Source organism: Proteiniclasticum ruminis DSM 24773 (assembly GCF_000701905.1).
Taxonomy (GTDB): domain Bacteria; phylum Bacillota; class Clostridia; order Clostridiales; family Clostridiaceae; genus Proteiniclasticum; species Proteiniclasticum ruminis.
This window is the reverse complement of record NZ_JNKC01000001.1, coordinates 835,704-852,871: the sequence shown is the minus strand read 5'-3', so window position 1 is coordinate 852,871 and position 17,168 is coordinate 835,704. Positions and strand designations below refer to the sequence as shown.

Below are 17,168 nucleotides of genomic sequence, written 5' to 3'. Positions count from 1 at the left end.
GTTCAGAATGAGTTTCGGTTTCAGTTCATTCTGTAAATCCATTCTATTATAAAATAGATTGATAGATTTTGATACTCTTATCGTCTTAAATTCTTGTATGGAGACTGAAGGTTTTGTATACTGCTGCTGGACAATATTGGAAAAACCTCTGATATAATGGTTGTAAGTTTTTATTTATATCAGAATGGAGATAAACATGAACATATACAAAAGGTATTTTCGTAAATATCGGGTACTTTTTTTTACAGCCACCACCTTTGTTTTCCTGGAGGCCATGGCTGATCTTCTACAGCCCACCATCATGGCCAGGATCATTGATGAAGGGGTTCGTGAGAAAAATGTGGAGACGGTGATAGGATATGGTCTTCTGATGCTCTTCATCACGTTTTTAGGGGCTGTCTTTGCTACGTTACGGAACATTCTGGCTTCCAAAGTTTCCCAAGGATTTGGGAAGGACTTGAGGGCGGATCTTTTCGAGAAGATCATGAACTTTTCTGAAGGAAGTGCAGATCGCATGGAGAGCGGTTCTCTCATCACAAGAATGACCAATGATACTGCCCAGGCGGTGCAGTTTGTCAACGGAATGATGCGCATTTTTTTCAAAGCGCCGGTGACAGGCATCGGAAGTATGATTCTTGCCGCTGCTCTCAGCCCGAAGCTTTCCATGATTCTCTTTCTGGTGGTGGGTGTTGTGGCAGTGCTTATCTATTTCAGCATGAAGTTGAGCTATGAGCGCTTTGCGAAAGTCCAGTATGCCATGGACAGGTTGAACCTTGTGGTCCAGGAATATCTGCTTGGAATCCGTCTGGTGAAAGCCTTTGGCAGACAGGATTTCGAGGAAGAGAAGTTTGCAAAATCCAATGAAGATCTGGAGAGAAAAGGCATCAGTTCCCAGCTGGTCATTGCTTACTTCGCTCCGGTGCTTAGTCTGGTGGTGAGTCTTGGTATTGCGATGGTTCTTTATGCCGGAAGCATTCTTTTTGTTCGGCAGGAGATTGAAGTGGGCAAGGTTGCTGCGTTTATCAGTTATATGACGCAGATTCTCACCTCTATCATTATGATTACAAATATTTTCACGACCTTTGTCCGCACCAAAGCATCCACTGAAAGAATCCATGAGGTTTTCATGGCAGAGGAAGATGCGAAAGGAGGTACAAAGGTAAGCACATCCGAAGCCATGTCTGTGGTGTTTGAGAATCTTTCCTTCTCCTATCCATCTGGAAGCGGACTCTACGCACTGGAAAATTTGAGCTTTCGTATCAATGCGGGCGAGACCTTGGCGGTCATCGGGCCTACGGGATCTGGTAAATCCACCCTGGTTTGGCTGCTCCTTAGATTTTATGATGTGAAGGAAGGCAGGATTCTTCTTGATGGCATAGACATTCGGGACTACGCAGTGGATAAGGTGCGAAATGCAGTATCCGTTTCTTCCCAGAAGACCATGCTGTTTTCAGGTTCTATTCGGGATAATATCGCATGGAGCAGTCCAGAAATGAGTCCTGAGAGAGTGGAGAGTGCTGCACAAGCCGCCCAAGCAGAAGAGTTTATCCTTTCTATGCAAGAAGGGTATGAGAGCAGTATTTACCAGGGGGCGGTGAATCTGTCGGGGGGACAGAAGCAAAGAGTCTCTATTGCCAGGGCGCTGGCCAAAGAATCCAAGCTACTCATTCTGGATGATTCCACATCAGCACTGGATGCAGTGACAGACAGAAAAGTCAGGGAAGCTATAAAGGAGTTTAAACCCAGAAGAACGACCATCCTCATCACCCAGAGAATTGGCACAGCCATGGGTGCGGATAAAATTCTCGTTCTTTCTCAAGGGAAAATGGAGGGATTTGGTACCCATGAGGACCTGATGAAGAATTCTTCCACCTATAGAGATTTGTATGTGTCTCAAATTGGAGAACTGGATAAGGCGGTGATGTAGATGGAAAAGAATGGAAAAGGGGCTCAGAATCTCGATCAGATGCCAAAGTTCGGACGGTTTGGCGGTGGAGCAAACCGTTTTGTTCCTTCTGAAAAACCAAGAGCATACAAGAAAACCCTTCAGCGGCTTCTGGCACTTTTCAGAAGATACAGAAAAGCGCTCTTGCGCGCAACTGTCCTTACCCTGATAGCGTCTTCTTTCTCCCTGGTGGTGCCTCTCTATATCGGAAGAGCCATCAATGCCTATGATCTGGAAAATAACCTCGTGGATACTCCTCTTCTCCAGAGAATGATTCTGTACCTTCTATTCTGCTATGTCATGGTTTGGCTGCTTCAGACCGTCAATGGCGTTCTTATGGCCAAGGTGACCCAGCGTTTGGTGAAGGATCTGAGAGAGAGCTTTTTCAGTAAGCTTCAGAGAATTCCCCTTCTGTTCTATGATAGAAGACCCCATGGAGATACCATGAGCCGTATGACCAATGATGTGGATAATATCAGCGGTTCCATTGCACAGACAACTACAGAGCTCATCGCATCCCTCTTCACATTGGTAGGCTCCCTCATTATGATGCTTTCTTTGAATTTCTTGCTGACGCTTCTTGCGCTCATTGCGGTTCCGCTTTTTATCATCCTGACGAAAATCATTGCGAAGAAAAGCAGAACTTACTTCATGCAGAGACAAAAAGCGTTGGGAGATCTGAGTGGGATTGTAGAAGAGAGCATTACGGGCATGAAAATGGTGAAGGCATTCAACAGAAAAGAAGAAACACTGAAAGAGTTCAGACAGGTGAATGAAGAGCTGGAAAAAGCCGCAACAAAAGCGCTGATCTGGGCAGGTTTTCTCATGCCTTTCATGGGGGTTATCAGCAATCTTTCTTTTGCGCTCATAGCTTTTGCAGGAGGTCTCATGAGCGTGAATGGTACCATCAGTGTCGGGATTGTTGTGAGTTTTCTTACTTATTCCAAACAGTTCGGCAGACCACTCAACAACATTGCCGGTATGTTCACGAACATACAGCAGGCGCTGGTGGGGGCGGAGAGAGTCTTTGAGATTCTGGATGAACAGGAAGAAGAGAAAGATGTTCATGATGCAGTGACCCTAATGAATCCTAGAGGAGAAATCTCTTTTCAGGACGTTTATTTTTCTTACGCCAAAGATAAACCTGTGCTTCAAGGTGTAAGTTTCAAGGTGAATCCAGGGGAAACCATTGCGCTGGTCGGAGAAACTGGAGCAGGAAAAACAACCATTGTGAACCTTATGACCAGGTTTTATGACTTGGAAAAAGGGACCATCACCTTTGATGGAATGGACCTTAGGACTATTGAGAGAAGAAGTCTCATGGAGAATTTCTCAGTGGTGCTGCAAGACACCTTCCTGTTCACCGGTACCATCCGGGAAAACATCAGGTATGCAAGACCTGATGCCACCGATGAGGAGATTTACCATGCAGCCAGAGTCGCTCATGCAGAGGATTTTATTCTGAAGCTTCCTCAAGGGTACGATACGGAGGTTTCTGGGAGTACAGATACGCTTTCCCAAGGGCAGAGACAGCTATTGGCCATCTCAAGAGCAGTGCTTTCTGATGCGCCAGTGCTAATTCTCGATGAAGCCACCAGCTCTGTAGACACCAAGACTGAAAAGGAAATACAGAAAGCCATGGTCAAGCTTCTGAGAAATCGGACGAGTGTCATCATTGCCCACAGGCTTTCCACCATTAAGAGCGCTGACAGAATCTATGTCATCGGAGAAGGAAGGATCCTCGAGGAGGGGCCTCATGAAGAACTGATGAGGATGAAGGGCAGATATCATGAGATGGTTATAAGCCAGGTAGGAAATGGTGCAATATCGGAAGTATAGAATATATTGAAAAGAAGGATCCCTGTGATGAAACAAAGGGGATCCTTCTTGTTGATATCATAGTTTATGGCACAAAAAAAGCAGCTGCTTACGCAACTGCTTGATTTATTAGATTATCTTCTGTTGAACTTTTCGTTCTTTCTTGCTCTTCTGCAATCAGGACATCTAACTGGTTCGTTTTCGAAACCCTTTTCCTTGTAGAATTCCTGCTCACCTACGGTGAAAATGAATTCGTTGTTGCAGTCTCTGCAAATGATCTTCTTGTCTTCCATGTGTTTTTCCTCCTTAGAACAGTTATACCTAAAATTCTCTGTCGCTAAGGCGAAATTGAAATCTGTGTAATTAACTGTAAATTTGTTTTGCCGTTTCCGACTTGTTTAGTATAGCACACCTTTAAAAAAATAGATAGCTTTTTTCGAAAATAGTTTTTCAGAAGAAAAGTAAGTAAATGCAGCAGAGAAAGCAAACAGCATTATGAACTCTGAGAAGTAAAGAGCCACAAGAGTATAACTCTACGGGAATCAGAGAAAATACTTTATTTTCCCATTGGATTGGTTTATGATGAATTTGAATGTGGACTGTGTTATAGTCTGCGTTATATCTTATTTAGGCAAAGGAGGCGTTTTAAGATGATTGTAAGAAGAATGATTGCAAAGAACAGAACTGCTGGAGGATTTGCCGGATAAGAAGCAAAATTCCTCCAAACCAAAGTTGGAGGTAATAAATTGAATCAAAGAAATGAAAGCCTAGGGTTTACAGAACAAGTGCTGGCGGAAGCCAGTCAGTTTGAATCCTATTATGTTGGAAGAATTATCAGCCAGAAGCAAAAACTCTATGAAATTGCACTGCTTGAAGGAACCATTCACGGAGAAGTCACAGGAAAAATGCGTTATGAAGCCATGGATCCAGCGGACTTTCCAGTGGTGGGAGATTTTGTCATGGTGGACCGAAAGGAAGAAACCCATGGATATGCACTGATCCATGAGATTCTCACCAGAAAGAGCCTTTTTGTCCGAAAGGTTGCGGGGAAAAGAAGAGATGCGCAAGCTGTAGCTGCTAATGTGGATACTGTATTCCTCTGTATGGCTCTTAATGAGAACTTCAATCTTAGGAGACTGGAGAGGTATTTTACAGTAGCGCTTGAAAGCGGGGCAGTTCCTGTGATTGTCCTGACCAAGGGAGACCTGGCGGAAAATCTCTCAGAGAAGCTTTCTGAAGTGGAAAGAATTACACTGGGTTATGAGGTCATTGTCACTTCTTCCCTGACGGGAGAAGGGGTGGACAAACTTCGGCCCTATGCGGAGAAAGGCAAGACTGTGGCTTTTCTTGGCTCCTCAGGTGTTGGGAAATCCAGTCTCATCAACAGTCTGCTCGGAAGCTCGGTCATGGAGACCAAGGCTACGGGCTATGAAGATAAGGGAAGACATACGACAACGCACCGGGAGCTGCTGTTATTAGAAGACGGAGGGGCGCTCATAGATACCCCTGGTATGCGTGAACTGGGTATACTGGAAGCGGATTTCTCAAAATCCTTCGAAGACATCTATGCTTTGGCGGAATCCTGCAGATTCAGAGACTGCTCCCATGTGAGTGAGCCCCATTGCGCTGTGAAAAAGGCTGTGGAGGAAGGGGTGCTTCCTGTGGAAAGATATGAGAATTTCCTCAAACTCAGGCAAGAGGTCCCCAGCTATGAAGGCTTGAACTCCAGAGAAATTGAAAAGAAGAAACTGGACCGTATGTTTGGTGGGAAGAAAGAGATGAAGAAGACAAAGGACCAGGTGAAAAAGAAGAATAAGTATGAGTTCCGTGACTGATCACGGAAGTGAAGTGAAGAACCTTTCTGATGGAGAGGTTCTTTCATATTTAGTGGATGATAACTTGCGAAATATCAGTCTGTATGCATTCTTTCCTGCAAATAGTTGAACATTTTTCTGTGTAAAGGTTTAGAGGTCCTTGTGCTTTTTCTTGTCCTGGGTTATTATTAGTTTTAATTAAAAAATGAATCCCCTGTATAATCTTGGAGATATGGTCCATAAGTTTCTACCAGACCACCGCAAACGGTCTGACTACGGGAGTGCAAACTGATTCTTCTTCTGGGAGAGTGGACGTATTTCTGTCCATTATTTTTCAGAGAATCAGGATGTATTCTAGCCGTGGTGAAACCACGGTTTTTTTATTTTGAGCGTATGATCCTAAGAACAGAGGGTATGAAAAGAGGAGCATCATCATGGAAGCATTGAAAGAAAAAATAAGGCAGGAAGGAAGAGTTCTGGGAGGATCTGTTTTGAAAGTGGACAGTTTTCTGAATCACCAGCTGGATCCTGAATTTTTAAATGAGATTGGAAAAGCCTTCAAGGAGACGTTTAAAGAGCTGAAGGTGACAAAAATACTGACAGCCGAAGTTTCAGGTATTGCCATCGCGGTCATGGCTGGACTGCACTTCCAAGTTCCTGTGGTATTCGCGAAAAAAACCCAGTCTCTCAATCTGGATCCCGAGACCTATGAAGGTGAAGTCTATTCTTATACAAAGCAGCAGCATTATAAAATCAGAGTTTCCAAAAGGTATCTCAGTAAAGAAGATCAGGTGCTGATCCTGGATGATTTCTTAGCCAATGGGGAAGCGCTTAAGGGGCTTTATCAGATTGTGGAAGCTTCTGGAGCCACGCTTTTAGGCACAGGCGTAGTCATTGAGAAAGGATTCCAGGAAGGGGGCAAGAAGCTCAGGGCCGAAGGAAGAGATATCAGAGCCCTTGCAACCATTTTGTCCATGGATCGTGGAGAGATTACATTTTTATAGATGATACGTTGCTCGCCCCTCTACTGCACTCATAAAGGAGAGATTTATTTTTGGAAAAGAACTTTTATCCGTGGTTCAAACGTGAAGACATCGATGGTTTCTTTGCTCTGTTTCAGAATAACCTGGCAAATTTTGTGCTCATAGCTGTTTCTATGACAGCCATGGGATTTCCGGCCAGCATCGTTTATGGAAAGGTCATTCCTGGCGTTGCCATGTCGGTGCTTTTTGGCAATCTGTATTATGCGAAGCTTGCAGAAAAGCTGGCTTTGAAAGAAAAAAGAAAAGATGTGACTGCTCTTGCCTATGGGGTATCCACTCCAGTGATGTTTATCTATCTTTTTGGCGTGCTTCGTCCTGCCTTAGAGCTTACAGGGGATCCTGAGCTTGCCTGGAAAATTGGGCTGGGTGCCTGCTTCTTTGGTGGTGTCATAGAAGTTCTAGGAAGCTTTATCGGTAAGTTTGTTCATAGGCACCTGCCTAGAGCAGCCATGCTGGGTGCTCTAGCTGGCGTCGCATTTGCATTCATTGGTGGAGAGATGTTCTTCATGACTTATGAGCTGCCCGTAGCTGGGATGGTGGTTCTTGTCATTATGCTCATTGGTTTTATTGCGAAAAAACCTCTTCCTTTTAAGATTCCTGCTGCACTCTTTGCCATCGTCATCGGGACTTTTCTAGCCTATACTGTGGGTGGTCAGGATATGAGCCAAGTTCGGGAAGGTCTAGGCAGTTTTGGATTCTACCTGCCCATCCCGACCCTTGGACTGTTTGAAGGTATTATTTTCATGGCTAGCGAAATGGCTGGTCTTTTTGCCATACTGCTTCCCATTTCTATCTACAACTTTGTGGAAACCATGAACAACGTGGAAGCCATGGCATCTGCAGGAGACAGATATGATGTGGCAGAGGCTCAGCTGGCAGACGGACTTGGTACCCTCTTTGGTACTTTCTTTGGCGGCGTTTTCCCCACAACCGTTTATATCGCCTCCATCGGGTCCAAATGGATGAATGCAGGAAGAGGATATTCTATCCTCAACGGCTTTGTGTTTCTCTTAGCCTCCACCTTTGGTGTGGTGGCTGTGATGGCTAGGATCATTCCTATGGCTGTCATCGCACCTATTCTTGTTTTTGTGGGCATCTCCATGGTAACCCAAGCCTTCGGCACAGTGGAGAAAAAACATTTTCCAGCCGTGGTGATTGCCATGTTCCCCTACTTCGCCAATTATCTCATGACCCGCTTTAACGGTGGGGCAGGCGAGGTTGTGGCAAAGCTGTCCAGCGGTATTGTCCCTCTTGGACAGGGTGCCATGTTTACGGGCCTTATCTGGGGCGCTATTTTAGTGTTTCTGATTGATGGGGAGTATAAGAAGGCATCGGTCACTTCTCTATGCGCTGCGCTTCTTTCAGCCACTGGATTCATGCATGCACCGAAGCTTGCCTTATTTTTCGACATGAGGTTTGTAACTGGATACGTGGCTGTGACTGTTATTTTTGAAGGGTACAGACGGTATGATAAAGTGCTGCTCCGAAAAAATGAAGTAATCCGTGAAAAGACAGAAGAAGTCTTGCCGGGAGATCTCCTGGCCGCTTCAGAGCAGTAAAACATAAGAGAATATCAGTGTTTTTGAAAGGGCATCTTGAAAAAGAGGGCCCTTTCTTCCTATGGTATAATAGATACATGAAAAAATAAGGAATTAGGTGAAGACATGAGTAAAGCACTGATACTTGCGGAGAAACCATCCGTTGGGAAAGACATCGCAAAAGCACTGGGGCTAAGCAGTTCAAAAGACGGATATATTGAAGGGAAAGACTATATTGTCACCTGGGCCATGGGGCATCTGGTGACGTTAGCTGCTCCGGAAGAATATAAGCCGGAGTACAAAGAATGGAAAATGGAGCTTCTGCCCATAATTCCAGAGAGAATGAAGCTCTCCGTCATCGGGAAAACAAGAAAGCAGTATAATACAGTGAAGTTTCTTCTGGACAGAAAAGATGTGACCAGCATCATCATCGCCACTGACGCAGGCCGTGAAGGAGAGCTGGTTGCCCGCTGGATCCTCCAAAAAGCAGGAGCAAGAAAACCCTTGAAAAGGCTCTGGATTTCCTCAGTGACGGAAAAGGCCATCCGGGATGGGTTTAAAAATCTCAAGGATGCGAAGCTCTATGAGACTCTGTTTTATTCAGCTGAAGCAAGAAGCCAGGCGGACTGGATCGTGGGGATCAATGCCACCAGAGCGCTGACTGTGAAGCATAATGCCCAGCTTTCTTTAGGCAGGGTTCAGACACCGACCCTAGCCATGGTGAAGGCAAGAGAAGAAGAAATCAGAGCTTTTATTCCAGTCCCTTTCCATACCTTGAAACTCAAAGTACAGGGACTGACCTTCCATCATGAGGGTGGTAGAATTTTTAAGGAAGAAGAAGCGAAGAAAAAGTATGATCTTCTGCAGAACAAGAACCTTCTCATTTCTGAGGTGACCACTAAAGAAAAAAGAAAAGATGCGCCGCTTCTTTATGATCTGACGGAGCTTCAGAGAGATGCCAGCAATTTCTACGGGTTCAGTCCCAAGGAAACACTGAACATCATGCAGATGCTCTATGAGCGGCACAAAGTGCTGACGTATCCTAGAACCGACTCCAGATATCTGACGAAGGACCTTCTGGCCACACTGAAAGACCGAGTGAAGGCTTCTGCAGTAGGCGATCTTAGTAAGATTGGCATGGATATCCTTAGAAAAGGCATCAAAGAAAAGAAGAATTTCATCAATGATGCAAAAGTTTCTGACCATCATGCCATCATTCCTACAGAAGAATCTGTGGTGCTTTCCACCCTGACGGACAAAGAACGTAAAATCTATCTGCTGGTGGTTAAAAGATTCCTGTCGGTTCTGATGGATTCCTATGTTTATGAGGAGATGCAGATTCATGGAGAATGCGCAGGAGAAAAGTTCAAAGCATCCACAAAAAGAACCATCCAGGAAGGATACCGGGCTCTTGTGAAGGACGAGGAAGAGGAACTGGAAGAAAGAAGCAGTCAGTTTAAAAAAGGAGACAAGGTCACCATCGAAAGAGTACTCCTTGAAAGAGGACTCACACAGCCACCTGCCTATTTCACGGATGCCACACTTTTATCAGCCATGGAGAATCCTGGAAAGTATATGGAGACAAAAGACAAGTCTCTTGAAAATATTCTGAAGGAAACCAGTGGACTGGGCACTGTGGCCACTAGAGCAGATATCATTGAAAAGCTCTTTTCTTCCTTTGTTCTTGAGAAGCGGGGCAAAGAGATCCATATCACAGAAAAGGGAAGACAGCTTATAAAGCTTGCTCCAGAAGATCTGACTTCACCGGAGATGACAGCAAGGTGGGAGAAAAAGCTGGAGATGATCCGTGCCGGACAGCTGAAAGAGGAAGCCTTTATACGTGAAATGGAAGAGTACACAAGAAAAGTCATCGGAGAAATCAAAGGCTCCAAGGAAACCTTCAGACACGAGAATCTTTCCAGCCAGAAGTGTCCAGAGTGCGGCAAGAACCTTCTAGAAGTAAAGGGCAAGAAGTCCAATATGCTGGTATGCCAGGACCGGGAGTGCGGCTTCAGAAAGACGCTGTCCACCCAAAGCAACGCCAGATGTCCAGAATGCAAGAAGAAAATGGAGCTTCATGGAGAAGGAGATGGGAAGCACTTCAGGTGCGTCTGCGGCTATAGAGAAAAGCTCACCGCTTTCCAGGCAAGAAGAGAAAAAGAAGGCACTGCCATGAAGAAGGGCGATGTGAAAAAATATCTCAATCAGCTCAACAAGAGTAACGATGAGCCAGTGAATTCTGCTTTAAGCGATGCGCTGAAAGATCTGTTCAAATAGTACATAAAAGGAGCTGCTGTTCATTTACTTAGTGAACAGCAGCTCCTTTTTAATTAATGGTGCTATGCCGATACTCTGATGGCGTTTTTCCAGTATACTGGCGGAAGACCTTACAGAAATAGTGCTGGTTTTTATACCCTGCTTTTTCTGAAATCTCAAGAACGGAGAGGTCTTTACTGTTTTTCAGAAGACACATGGAGGACTCTATCCGAATCTTTGTGAGATATTCGGAGAAACTTAGACCAGTCTCTTTTTTCAGCATTCTGCTGAGGGAAGAGGTGCTTATGTGGAGAAGATTCGCCAGGCTCTGCAGGGAAAAATCTGAGTTTCCGTAATTGCGGTAGAGAAGTTGAAGGGCTTTTTTCTCCAGGTTTTCATCCGCACTCAACGTGTTCTCCTTCTTTGCATGATTTTCCTGTATCAGATCATGAAGGGCAGTCTCCAGTGATTGCAGAAGCTTTTTTCTATCGATGGGCTTCAGAATATAATCCAGTGCCCGAAGCTTCACGGCCTTCTGGGCATACTGGAATTCGTCATACCCGGAGATGATGATGAACTTCGAATGGATTCCTTGTGTTTGAACATTCTCCATGATCTCGAGGCCTGTCATTCCAGGCATATTGATGTCCATAAGCACCAGATCAGGTTCTTCAAAAAGGATCATCTCATGGGCTTCAAAACCATTGGAGGCAAGACCGATGATGTCATAATCAGTACACGTCTTCTCAATGATGGCTTTCAGTCCGTTTCTAATGATGGCTTCATCGTCGCAGATGAGCAGTTTATACATCGTAGATCTCCTCCTTTTTCCCTAGGGGCAGTCTGATGGTGACGGTGGTCCCTTCTTGATTAGAACTTTCCACATGAAGGCCATAGGGGCTTCCATAGGTCAACCTTACCCTCTGATGGACGTTATGAAGACCATAGCTCACAGGTTGCCGTTTGCCTTCAAAAGCTTCTTCCAGCTGGTTCACCTGTTCTTCTGTCATTCCTACGCCGTTATCCTGGACCTTTAGAAGCAGGTCCCTTCCCTCCAGTTGAGAGAAGATGATGATTTTCCCGTGAGATAGTTTTGGTTTTATCCCATGATAGATGGCATTTTCCACCAGAGGCTGCAGCAGGATTTTTGGAAGAGACATATCATAGAGGGATTCATCCACCTGGATCTCATAGGTGAGAATCTCTTCGTATCTTGCTTTTTGGATATCCAGGTAGCTTCTTACATGCTGGAGTTCCTCACGAAGAGGAATCATCTCTTTTCCTTTACTGAGGGACACCCGGAAGAAGCTGGACAGGGATAAAATGAGCTCTGAAAGATCAGAAGCGTCATATTCAAGTGCCTTCCACTGTAAGGTGTCTAACGTGTTATAGATGAAGTGGGGATTGATCTGAGCCTGGAGAATCTCAAGCTCTCGTTGACGCTTTTCTTTCTGGGTTTCCACCACTTCTTTCATGAGCCTTTTAAGATCCTTCACCATACTGTTGAAATGGCGGGACAAATCGGCAATCTCATCATTGCCTTTTACAGGCAGCTGACTGCTGAAATCCCCCTCCTGTACATGATCCATGGCCACAGACAGGTTTGTGATTCTTCTTGTGATCTGGCTGCTGATGAAAAAAGCACCTAAGATGCCAGCGCCAAACATGGTGACAAATACTTTGGAGAGGGAAAGACTCAGTGCGGAAGCTTCTTTGTAGAGCTTCTCATTTTCCACCAGCGTGCACAGATACCAGCCTGGACTGGAAGGAATTTCAGCATAGAAAGCATGATGATTCTCATCGATGGCCTTCTGAACCACAGAGGAAGGAGAATCGGAAGGAATAGATTCTCTGATCTTTGTGAGGATCTCTTTTGGATAGCTTTCAGCCCCCATGGTGTACATCATCCCCCGGCGGTCCATGATCATGGTCTTTCCTTCGTAGATGGAGAGATTTCCAGTGATTTCTGTGAGTTTTTTAAGTGAAATAGAGGCAGCCACAAAGCCCTTTTTGCTGCCATCTTCACCAGATATGCCGTAGCAGAGTACAGTGATGGGGGTACCATCTGTCTTGGAAGACACCGGTGCACTGAAAAGATAGGGTTTGTCCGTGACAAGCATTTCTTTGAAGTAGCTGCGGTCTCTGACGTCTATGGTCTGATTTTCTGTGATGTATTCCAGTCCGCTGAAATCATTGATCCCGAAGGTGCCATACTCGTTTCCGTAGTAGGCATCCATATCACTGCTGAGCTTTGTCACATACTCCTTTAAAGCGGTCTCCTCCATGGCAGTGACGGTGGGAGTCCGGCTGATGGTATGCAGCTCCCGGATCCTTTGGCTGAGCCATCCGGAGACTTCGCTGGCCTTGGAGGACATAAGCTTGAGACTCAGTTCATCGGTGGTCTTCCGGCTGCTCTCATAGCTTCTGTATGAAGTGAAAACAGCAGAAAGGACAAAGGTGCCGGTGAGAATAAGGGTAAAGAGCAGGGTGAATTTCCATTTAAGCTTCATTATTTTCTCCATTTGCATAAAAGTATAAAATCTTGACGGGGAAGTGCAAAGACTGCACGAAAGAATTGTACTACACTGTTAAGGAAATAACAAATAATGATTTTTGGAGGGTTTTATGAGAAAAATTATGGCGATGCTCTTGCTGCTTTCGTTGTCGCTGACTTCTGCGGCTTGTGGAAATGGAGCAAAAGACAGTATTCCAGATGGGACTTTTGAAGGAACTGGCAATGGAAGAGGCGGAGAAATCAAAGTCTCTCTTACCATGAAAGATCAGAAGGTTGCGGACATCGAGGTCCTGGAAAATCAGGAATCCGAAGGGCTTTCTGAAGCCATGAACATGCTGAAAGAAGAGATCATAGCAACCAATAATCTGGATGTGGACGTTGTCTCCGGAGCCACTCTGACTTCTGTGGGGTTCCGTCTGGCAGTTCAGGATGCCTTCAGTAAAACAGGGGCAGACAAGTCGCTTCTTCTGAAGAAGGAAAAGCCAGCACCAGAAAAAAGAGAAGAAAAGTATGATGCGGATGTCATTGTCATTGGGGCAGGTGGCGCAGGACTTACAGCTGCCATCACTGCGGCGGAGAACGGCATGAACGTCATCGTTTTAGAAAAAATGCCCATGGCGGGAGGTAATACTCTCATCTCTGGAGGAGAGTATGCAGCACCAGAGAACTGGGTACAGGAAAAGGAAGCTATAGAAGACAGTGCAGATCTTTTCTATGGGGATATCATGAAGGGCGGAGATGAGGAAAGCAATCCTGCTCTTGCCAGAGTGCTTGCGGACAAAGCCCTGGAGGGAGCCGAGTGGCTTCGGGATGAAGTAGGTATGATCTTTGAAGACTATATGCTGTTCTTTGGTGGCCACTCTGTGGAAAGAAGCCTGGTGCCAAAGAATGCCACAGGGTACGAGATGATCCACAAGCTTACAGAAAAGCTGAAAGAGACTGCATCCCCACTGCATCTTGAAACAAAAGCCACAGAGCTCATCATGGATGAGAATGGCCGTGTGACTGGGGTGAAAGCGGAGTATCATGGACAGATCATTGAATACACAGCAAAGAAAGGTGTCATCATGGCATCTGGCGGTTTTGGATACAACAAAGAAATGCGTGCCAAGTACAATGAAGAGATGGGAGAAGGATACCTTTCCACAAACTCTGTGGGCAGCATGGGAGATGGCCTTGTTATGGCAGAAAAGATCGGAGCATCCCTGGTGGATATGAGCTTCATCCAGGCTTATCCAACCTGTGACACACAGTCCGGTGCTCTGCTATACGTGGGTGATGTGAGAATGGAAGGACGCTCTATTCTGGTGAACAAGGAAGGAAAGCGTTTTGTGGAGGAGCTGGAGAGAAGAGATGTGATCTCTAAGGCGGTGCTTCAGCAGACCGGCGGTGTTTCCTACATGTTCTGGGATGCTTCTGCCATGGAGGACTCCGGAATGGATGTGAAGCATGCGGCGGAGTACAATGGTCTCATCGCAAGAAAACAGCTGGTGAAAGCGGATACCTTAGAAGAAGCGGCGGCTTTCTTTGAGATTGATGCAGAAGAGCTGAAGAAGACTGTGGAGAACTACAACCAGTATGCAAAGGACGGGAAGGACCTGGAGTTCAATAAAAGAGGGAACCTGGTTCCTTTTGGAGAAGGTCCTTACTACATCATGGTGTCCAAGCCAGCCATCCACCATACCATGGGCGGAATCAAGATTAACACAGAAGCTCAGGTGGTAAGCACGGAAGGGAAAGTGATTGAAGGTCTTTTTGCAGCAGGTGAAGTTGTAGGAGACATTCATGGCACCAACAGACTGGGCAGCAATGCCATTGCAGATATTACTGTGTTTGGCAGAATTGCCGGTGAGTCTGTCTCAAAATAAACAAGCCCCTATCTCTCTAGAAGCAATGCTTCCTGAGATTTAAAAGCAGCACGCCCATTTTTTTGCGTGCTGCTTCTTCATTTTTTAGAAATCCTCAGGATTCTTTGTAGTCAGGGTGGCTATTTTTAACGTGAAGAGACCTGGGGCCTTGATACCCGTCCGAAAGATCCAGAAATGAGAGATGCCTTAGATTCAGGCAGTCCAGTGTCACTTCCATACGGTGGGGCTCGCCTTCTTCGTCCAGCCAGAGGCTGAAGATCTCCAGGTTCTTTGCTGACGCCAGATGTTTGCGGATGTAGGCCAGTAGTGTCTCGGCTCTTTCTTTGCTGTAACGCCACTGTAGTTCCACCACATAGGGGTTCTCGGTAAGTCTGGCAGAGACTTCTGGAAAGCTTATCTCTTCAGGATGCAGTTCCAGGTCTTCCAGATGCTCTTCTGTATCACAGAGAAGAAAGATCTTTTCCTCCGGGTCCATATCTGGATTTTCCAGCATGAAGTCTGGAATGTCCATGTTTCTTTCCAGGGCCTCCCGGATGGAGAGGTGTTCCAGGAAAGGGTTTTCAAGTTTTTCAAAGGGGTGGTCACTGGCTAAAAACTGGTAACTGCTCATTTTTTTCTCCTACTTATCTTCATAGTCTGTCAGTTCAGGATTTTTGATGAAGTTTCCTTCTTTATCCTTCAAAAATGGAAGTACAGCGGTCACAGAGGAGAGGTTTAATGGGCCGTAAATATGGGGGTAGACTCTACCAAGATTCTCAGGGTCTTCCCAGCGGACCTTTGCTTCAATCTTGTCCTCTTCTAACAGAAGGAGAAGAAGATCCTCCTTGATCTCTTTAAAGTTAGGGGCCACACGGTGGAAGTACTCTATGGGAGAGCAGTGGATGAACCCTTCTGCAGACAAGCTTTCCGAAGAATAGTAAGCGCTGTTTTTCACTCTTTCCCAGGTTTCTTTTTTTAGGCAATGAAGAATCATCGTGGTTTTTCCTCCTTCTGTGCTTCCTTTTTCAGGAAGCTTACTGCATACTCCGCATAGAGGGCACTTCCATGAAGAAGAACGTCTTCGTCCAGATCAAAATGGTCATTGTGATGGGCAAAATCCGTTCCTTTTTCATGGTTTCCGGAGCCAATGAAGACAAAGCAGCCGGGTTTATGTTCCAGATAGAAGGCGAAGTCTTCCCCGCCCGTGGTTTTTTCCTGAAGAACAATATTCTCTTCTCCCAGAATCCTTGAAGCGGCTTCGTAAGCCAAGGCAGAGGAGGCTTCATCATTCACCACAGGTGGAAGATTATAGGTATATATCATTTCTGCAGAGGCGCCATAGAGAGCTGCAGTGCTTTCCATGACACGTCTCATGCTGGACTCAATGGTCTTTCCGATGTCTTTACTGAAATAACGTATGGTTCCTTCAAGAACGGCTTCGCCGGAGATGATGTTAAAGGCTGTGCCACTGTGGATAGAGCCGACAGAAACCACCAGAGGTTCCATGGGGCTGTATTCCCGGCTCACGATGGTCTGAAAATTCATCACCATGGCTGAAGCCACCACCACGGCATCTACGGTCTGGTGCGGCATGGATCCATGACCGGAAAGTCCTTGAATCTTAATCTGGAACCTATCTGTGGCCGCCATGCGCTGGCCAGGCTCCAAGGAAATCTTTCCTGTAGGCAGATAAGACCAGAGGTGAGCGCCAAAGATATTGTCCGTTTCTTCATACCAGGTGCCTGTATTTATAAGAATTTTTGCGCCATGTCCCGTTTCTTCTGCCGGTTGGAATATAAGGTGCACCGTTCCAGGGAGTTCCTCCATCTGGTCTTTCAGGATCCTGGCAGCTCCAAGAAGAATAGCCGTATGACCATCATGGCCGCAGGCATGCATTTTCCCATCCACCTGAGATTTATAGGAAACATCATTTTTTTCCAGAATGTTCAGGGCATCCATATCACTTCGCAAGGCCACTGTTTTCCCGGGTTTCTTTCCTTTGATGGTTGCCACAAGTCCAGTAGGTTCTCCCTTGATATAGGGAATGCCCATGGCATCCAGTTCTCTCATCAGATAAGCCGTGGTTAGAACTTCCTCCAGGGATGTTTCGGGGTTGGCATGCAGGTGACGCCTTGCACCAATGACATAGTCACGGTATTTTTCAGTGGATGGGGATAGCTTTCTCATAAGTTCCTCCTTGGAGACTGTTTTCTGATAATTCTATCTGAAGAAAGCTGTATCTGTCAATGAATAGCGGTTCAGATTATAGGGGAGAGTGTACACATTTGTGAACAAGGAAAGTATAGGTTGAAATTATGGTGAACAGTGCCGAAAGAAGATTGAAATATATACCCCCTAGTGGTATATTGATTATAATAGAATCGAATCCACT

The 17,168-nt window shown here is 45.6% G+C and carries 13 protein-coding genes and 1 riboswitch; of the genes, 7 read left to right on the top strand and 6 right to left on the bottom strand.

All coding sequences use genetic code 11. The features are described 5' to 3' along the window. Positions 1-196: 196 nt before the first annotated feature. Entirely contained in the window at positions 197-1,927 is a 1,731-nt protein-coding gene (locus tag T487_RS0104135) for an ABC transporter ATP-binding protein (protein ID WP_031574359.1), read from the top strand. Beyond that, the gene (locus tag T487_RS0104130; protein ID WP_031574357.1) at positions 1,928-3,784 is read left to right on the top strand and encodes an ABC transporter ATP-binding protein; all 1,857 of its coding nucleotides are present in this window, start codon (positions 1,928-1,930) and stop codon (positions 3,782-3,784) included. 113 nt (positions 3,785-3,897) lie between these two features. On the opposite strand, the gene T487_RS0104125 is transcribed toward T487_RS0104130, so the two are convergent. After that, positions 3,898-4,056 carry a zinc-ribbon domain-containing protein gene (locus T487_RS0104125; RefSeq protein WP_031574354.1) on the bottom strand — a complete coding sequence of 53 codons (159 nt, stop codon included), beginning with the start codon at positions 4,054-4,056 and terminating at the stop codon, positions 3,898-3,900. Positions 4,057-4,509: 453 nt separating this feature from the next. Here T487_RS0104125 and rsgA point away from each other — a divergent pair, with 453 nt between their 5' ends. The 4 genes from rsgA to T487_RS0104100 all read left to right on the top strand — a co-directional run bounded on the left by rsgA (position 4,510) and on the right by T487_RS0104100 (position 10,435). Further along, positions 4,510-5,598 (top strand): ribosome small subunit-dependent GTPase A, encoded by a 1,089-nt coding sequence (rsgA, locus tag T487_RS0104120; RefSeq protein WP_031574351.1) that lies wholly within the window; start codon positions 4,510-4,512, stop codon positions 5,596-5,598. A 173-nt stretch (positions 5,599-5,771) separates the two neighbouring features. Then, a riboswitch (purine riboswitch) is annotated at positions 5,772-5,873 on the top strand. 138 nt (positions 5,874-6,011) lie between these two features. Further along, positions 6,012-6,581, top strand: coding sequence for a xanthine phosphoribosyltransferase (locus T487_RS0104110; protein ID WP_031574350.1), 570 nt, complete (start codon positions 6,012-6,014; stop codon positions 6,579-6,581). 50 nt (positions 6,582-6,631) lie between these two features. After that, positions 6,632-8,179: a uracil permease gene (locus T487_RS0104105; protein ID WP_031574348.1), complete on the top strand. Its 1,548-nt coding sequence runs from the start codon at positions 6,632-6,634 to the stop codon at positions 8,177-8,179. Between the two features lie 105 nt (positions 8,180-8,284). Further along, the gene (locus T487_RS0104100; RefSeq protein WP_031574346.1) at positions 8,285-10,435 is read left to right on the top strand and encodes a DNA topoisomerase III; all 2,151 of its coding nucleotides are present in this window, start codon (positions 8,285-8,287) and stop codon (positions 10,433-10,435) included. Positions 10,436-10,484: 49 nt separating this feature from the next. Here the strand turns inward: T487_RS0104100 and T487_RS0104095 are convergent, their stop codons facing one another. After that, positions 10,485-11,225 carry a response regulator transcription factor gene (locus T487_RS0104095; RefSeq protein ID WP_031574342.1) on the bottom strand — a complete coding sequence of 247 codons (741 nt, stop codon included), beginning with the start codon at positions 11,223-11,225 and terminating at the stop codon, positions 10,485-10,487. After that, on the bottom strand, positions 11,218-12,924 hold the full coding sequence (locus T487_RS15755) for a cache domain-containing sensor histidine kinase (protein WP_051651484.1): 1,707 nt from the start codon (positions 12,922-12,924) through the stop codon (positions 11,218-11,220). Before T487_RS15755 ends, T487_RS0104095 begins: the two co-directional genes overlap by 8 nt. A 115-nt stretch (positions 12,925-13,039) precedes the next feature. On the opposite strand from T487_RS15755, the gene T487_RS0104085 reads away from it, so the two are divergent. Next, a complete protein-coding gene (locus T487_RS0104085) occupies positions 13,040-14,797 on the top strand; it encodes a flavocytochrome c (protein WP_031574336.1) in 1,758 nt (585 codons plus the stop codon). Between the two features lie 94 nt (positions 14,798-14,891). Here the strand turns inward: T487_RS0104085 and T487_RS0104080 are convergent, their stop codons facing one another. Genes T487_RS0104080 through T487_RS0104070 form a run of 3 tightly spaced genes read right to left on the bottom strand, consistent with a single transcriptional unit; the run spans position 14,892 to position 16,963 of the window. Beyond that, entirely contained in the window at positions 14,892-15,407 is a 516-nt protein-coding gene (locus T487_RS0104080; RefSeq protein ID WP_031574333.1) for a hypothetical protein, read from the bottom strand. Positions 15,408-15,416: 9 nt separating this feature from the next. Further along, complete coding sequence (locus T487_RS0104075; protein WP_031574330.1) at positions 15,417-15,770, bottom strand: DUF952 domain-containing protein; 354 nt, start codon at positions 15,768-15,770, stop codon at positions 15,417-15,419. Next, complete coding sequence (locus T487_RS0104070) at positions 15,767-16,963, bottom strand: M20 metallopeptidase family protein (RefSeq protein ID WP_031574329.1); 1,197 nt, start codon at positions 16,961-16,963, stop codon at positions 15,767-15,769. Before T487_RS0104070 ends, T487_RS0104075 begins: the two co-directional genes overlap by 4 nt. Between the last annotated feature and the right edge of the window lie 205 nt (positions 16,964-17,168).

What these genes read in the sequence shown, in the direction of transcription:
- T487_RS0104135 (WP_031574359.1), top strand. Translation starts at nt 197, where the DNA reads ATGAACATATACAAAAGGTATTTTCGTAAATATCGGGTACTTTTTTTT.
- T487_RS0104130 (WP_031574357.1), top strand. Translation starts at nt 1,928, where the DNA reads ATGGAAAAGAATGGAAAAGGGGCTCAGAATCTCGATCAGATGCCAAAG.
- T487_RS0104125 (WP_031574354.1), bottom strand. Translation starts at nt 4,056, where the DNA reads ATGGAAGACAAGAAGATCATTTGCAGAGACTGCAACAACGAATTCATT.
- T487_RS0104110 (WP_031574350.1), top strand. Translation starts at nt 6,012, where the DNA reads ATGGAAGCATTGAAAGAAAAAATAAGGCAGGAAGGAAGAGTTCTGGGA.
- T487_RS0104100 (WP_031574346.1), top strand. Translation starts at nt 8,285, where the DNA reads ATGAGTAAAGCACTGATACTTGCGGAGAAACCATCCGTTGGGAAAGAC.
- T487_RS0104095 (WP_031574342.1), bottom strand. Translation starts at nt 11,225, where the DNA reads ATGTATAAACTGCTCATCTGCGACGATGAAGCCATCATTAGAAACGGA.
- T487_RS15755 (WP_051651484.1), bottom strand. Translation starts at nt 12,924, where the DNA reads ATGAAGCTTAAATGGAAATTCACCCTGCTCTTTACCCTTATTCTCACC.
- T487_RS0104085 (WP_031574336.1), top strand. Translation starts at nt 13,040, where the DNA reads ATGAGAAAAATTATGGCGATGCTCTTGCTGCTTTCGTTGTCGCTGACT.
- T487_RS0104080 (WP_031574333.1), bottom strand. Translation starts at nt 15,407, where the DNA reads ATGAGCAGTTACCAGTTTTTAGCCAGTGACCACCCCTTTGAAAAACTT.
- T487_RS0104075 (WP_031574330.1), bottom strand. Translation starts at nt 15,770, where the DNA reads ATGATTCTTCATTGCCTAAAAAAAGAAACCTGGGAAAGAGTGAAAAAC.
- T487_RS0104070 (WP_031574329.1), bottom strand. Translation starts at nt 16,963, where the DNA reads ATGAGAAAGCTATCCCCATCCACTGAAAAATACCGTGACTATGTCATT.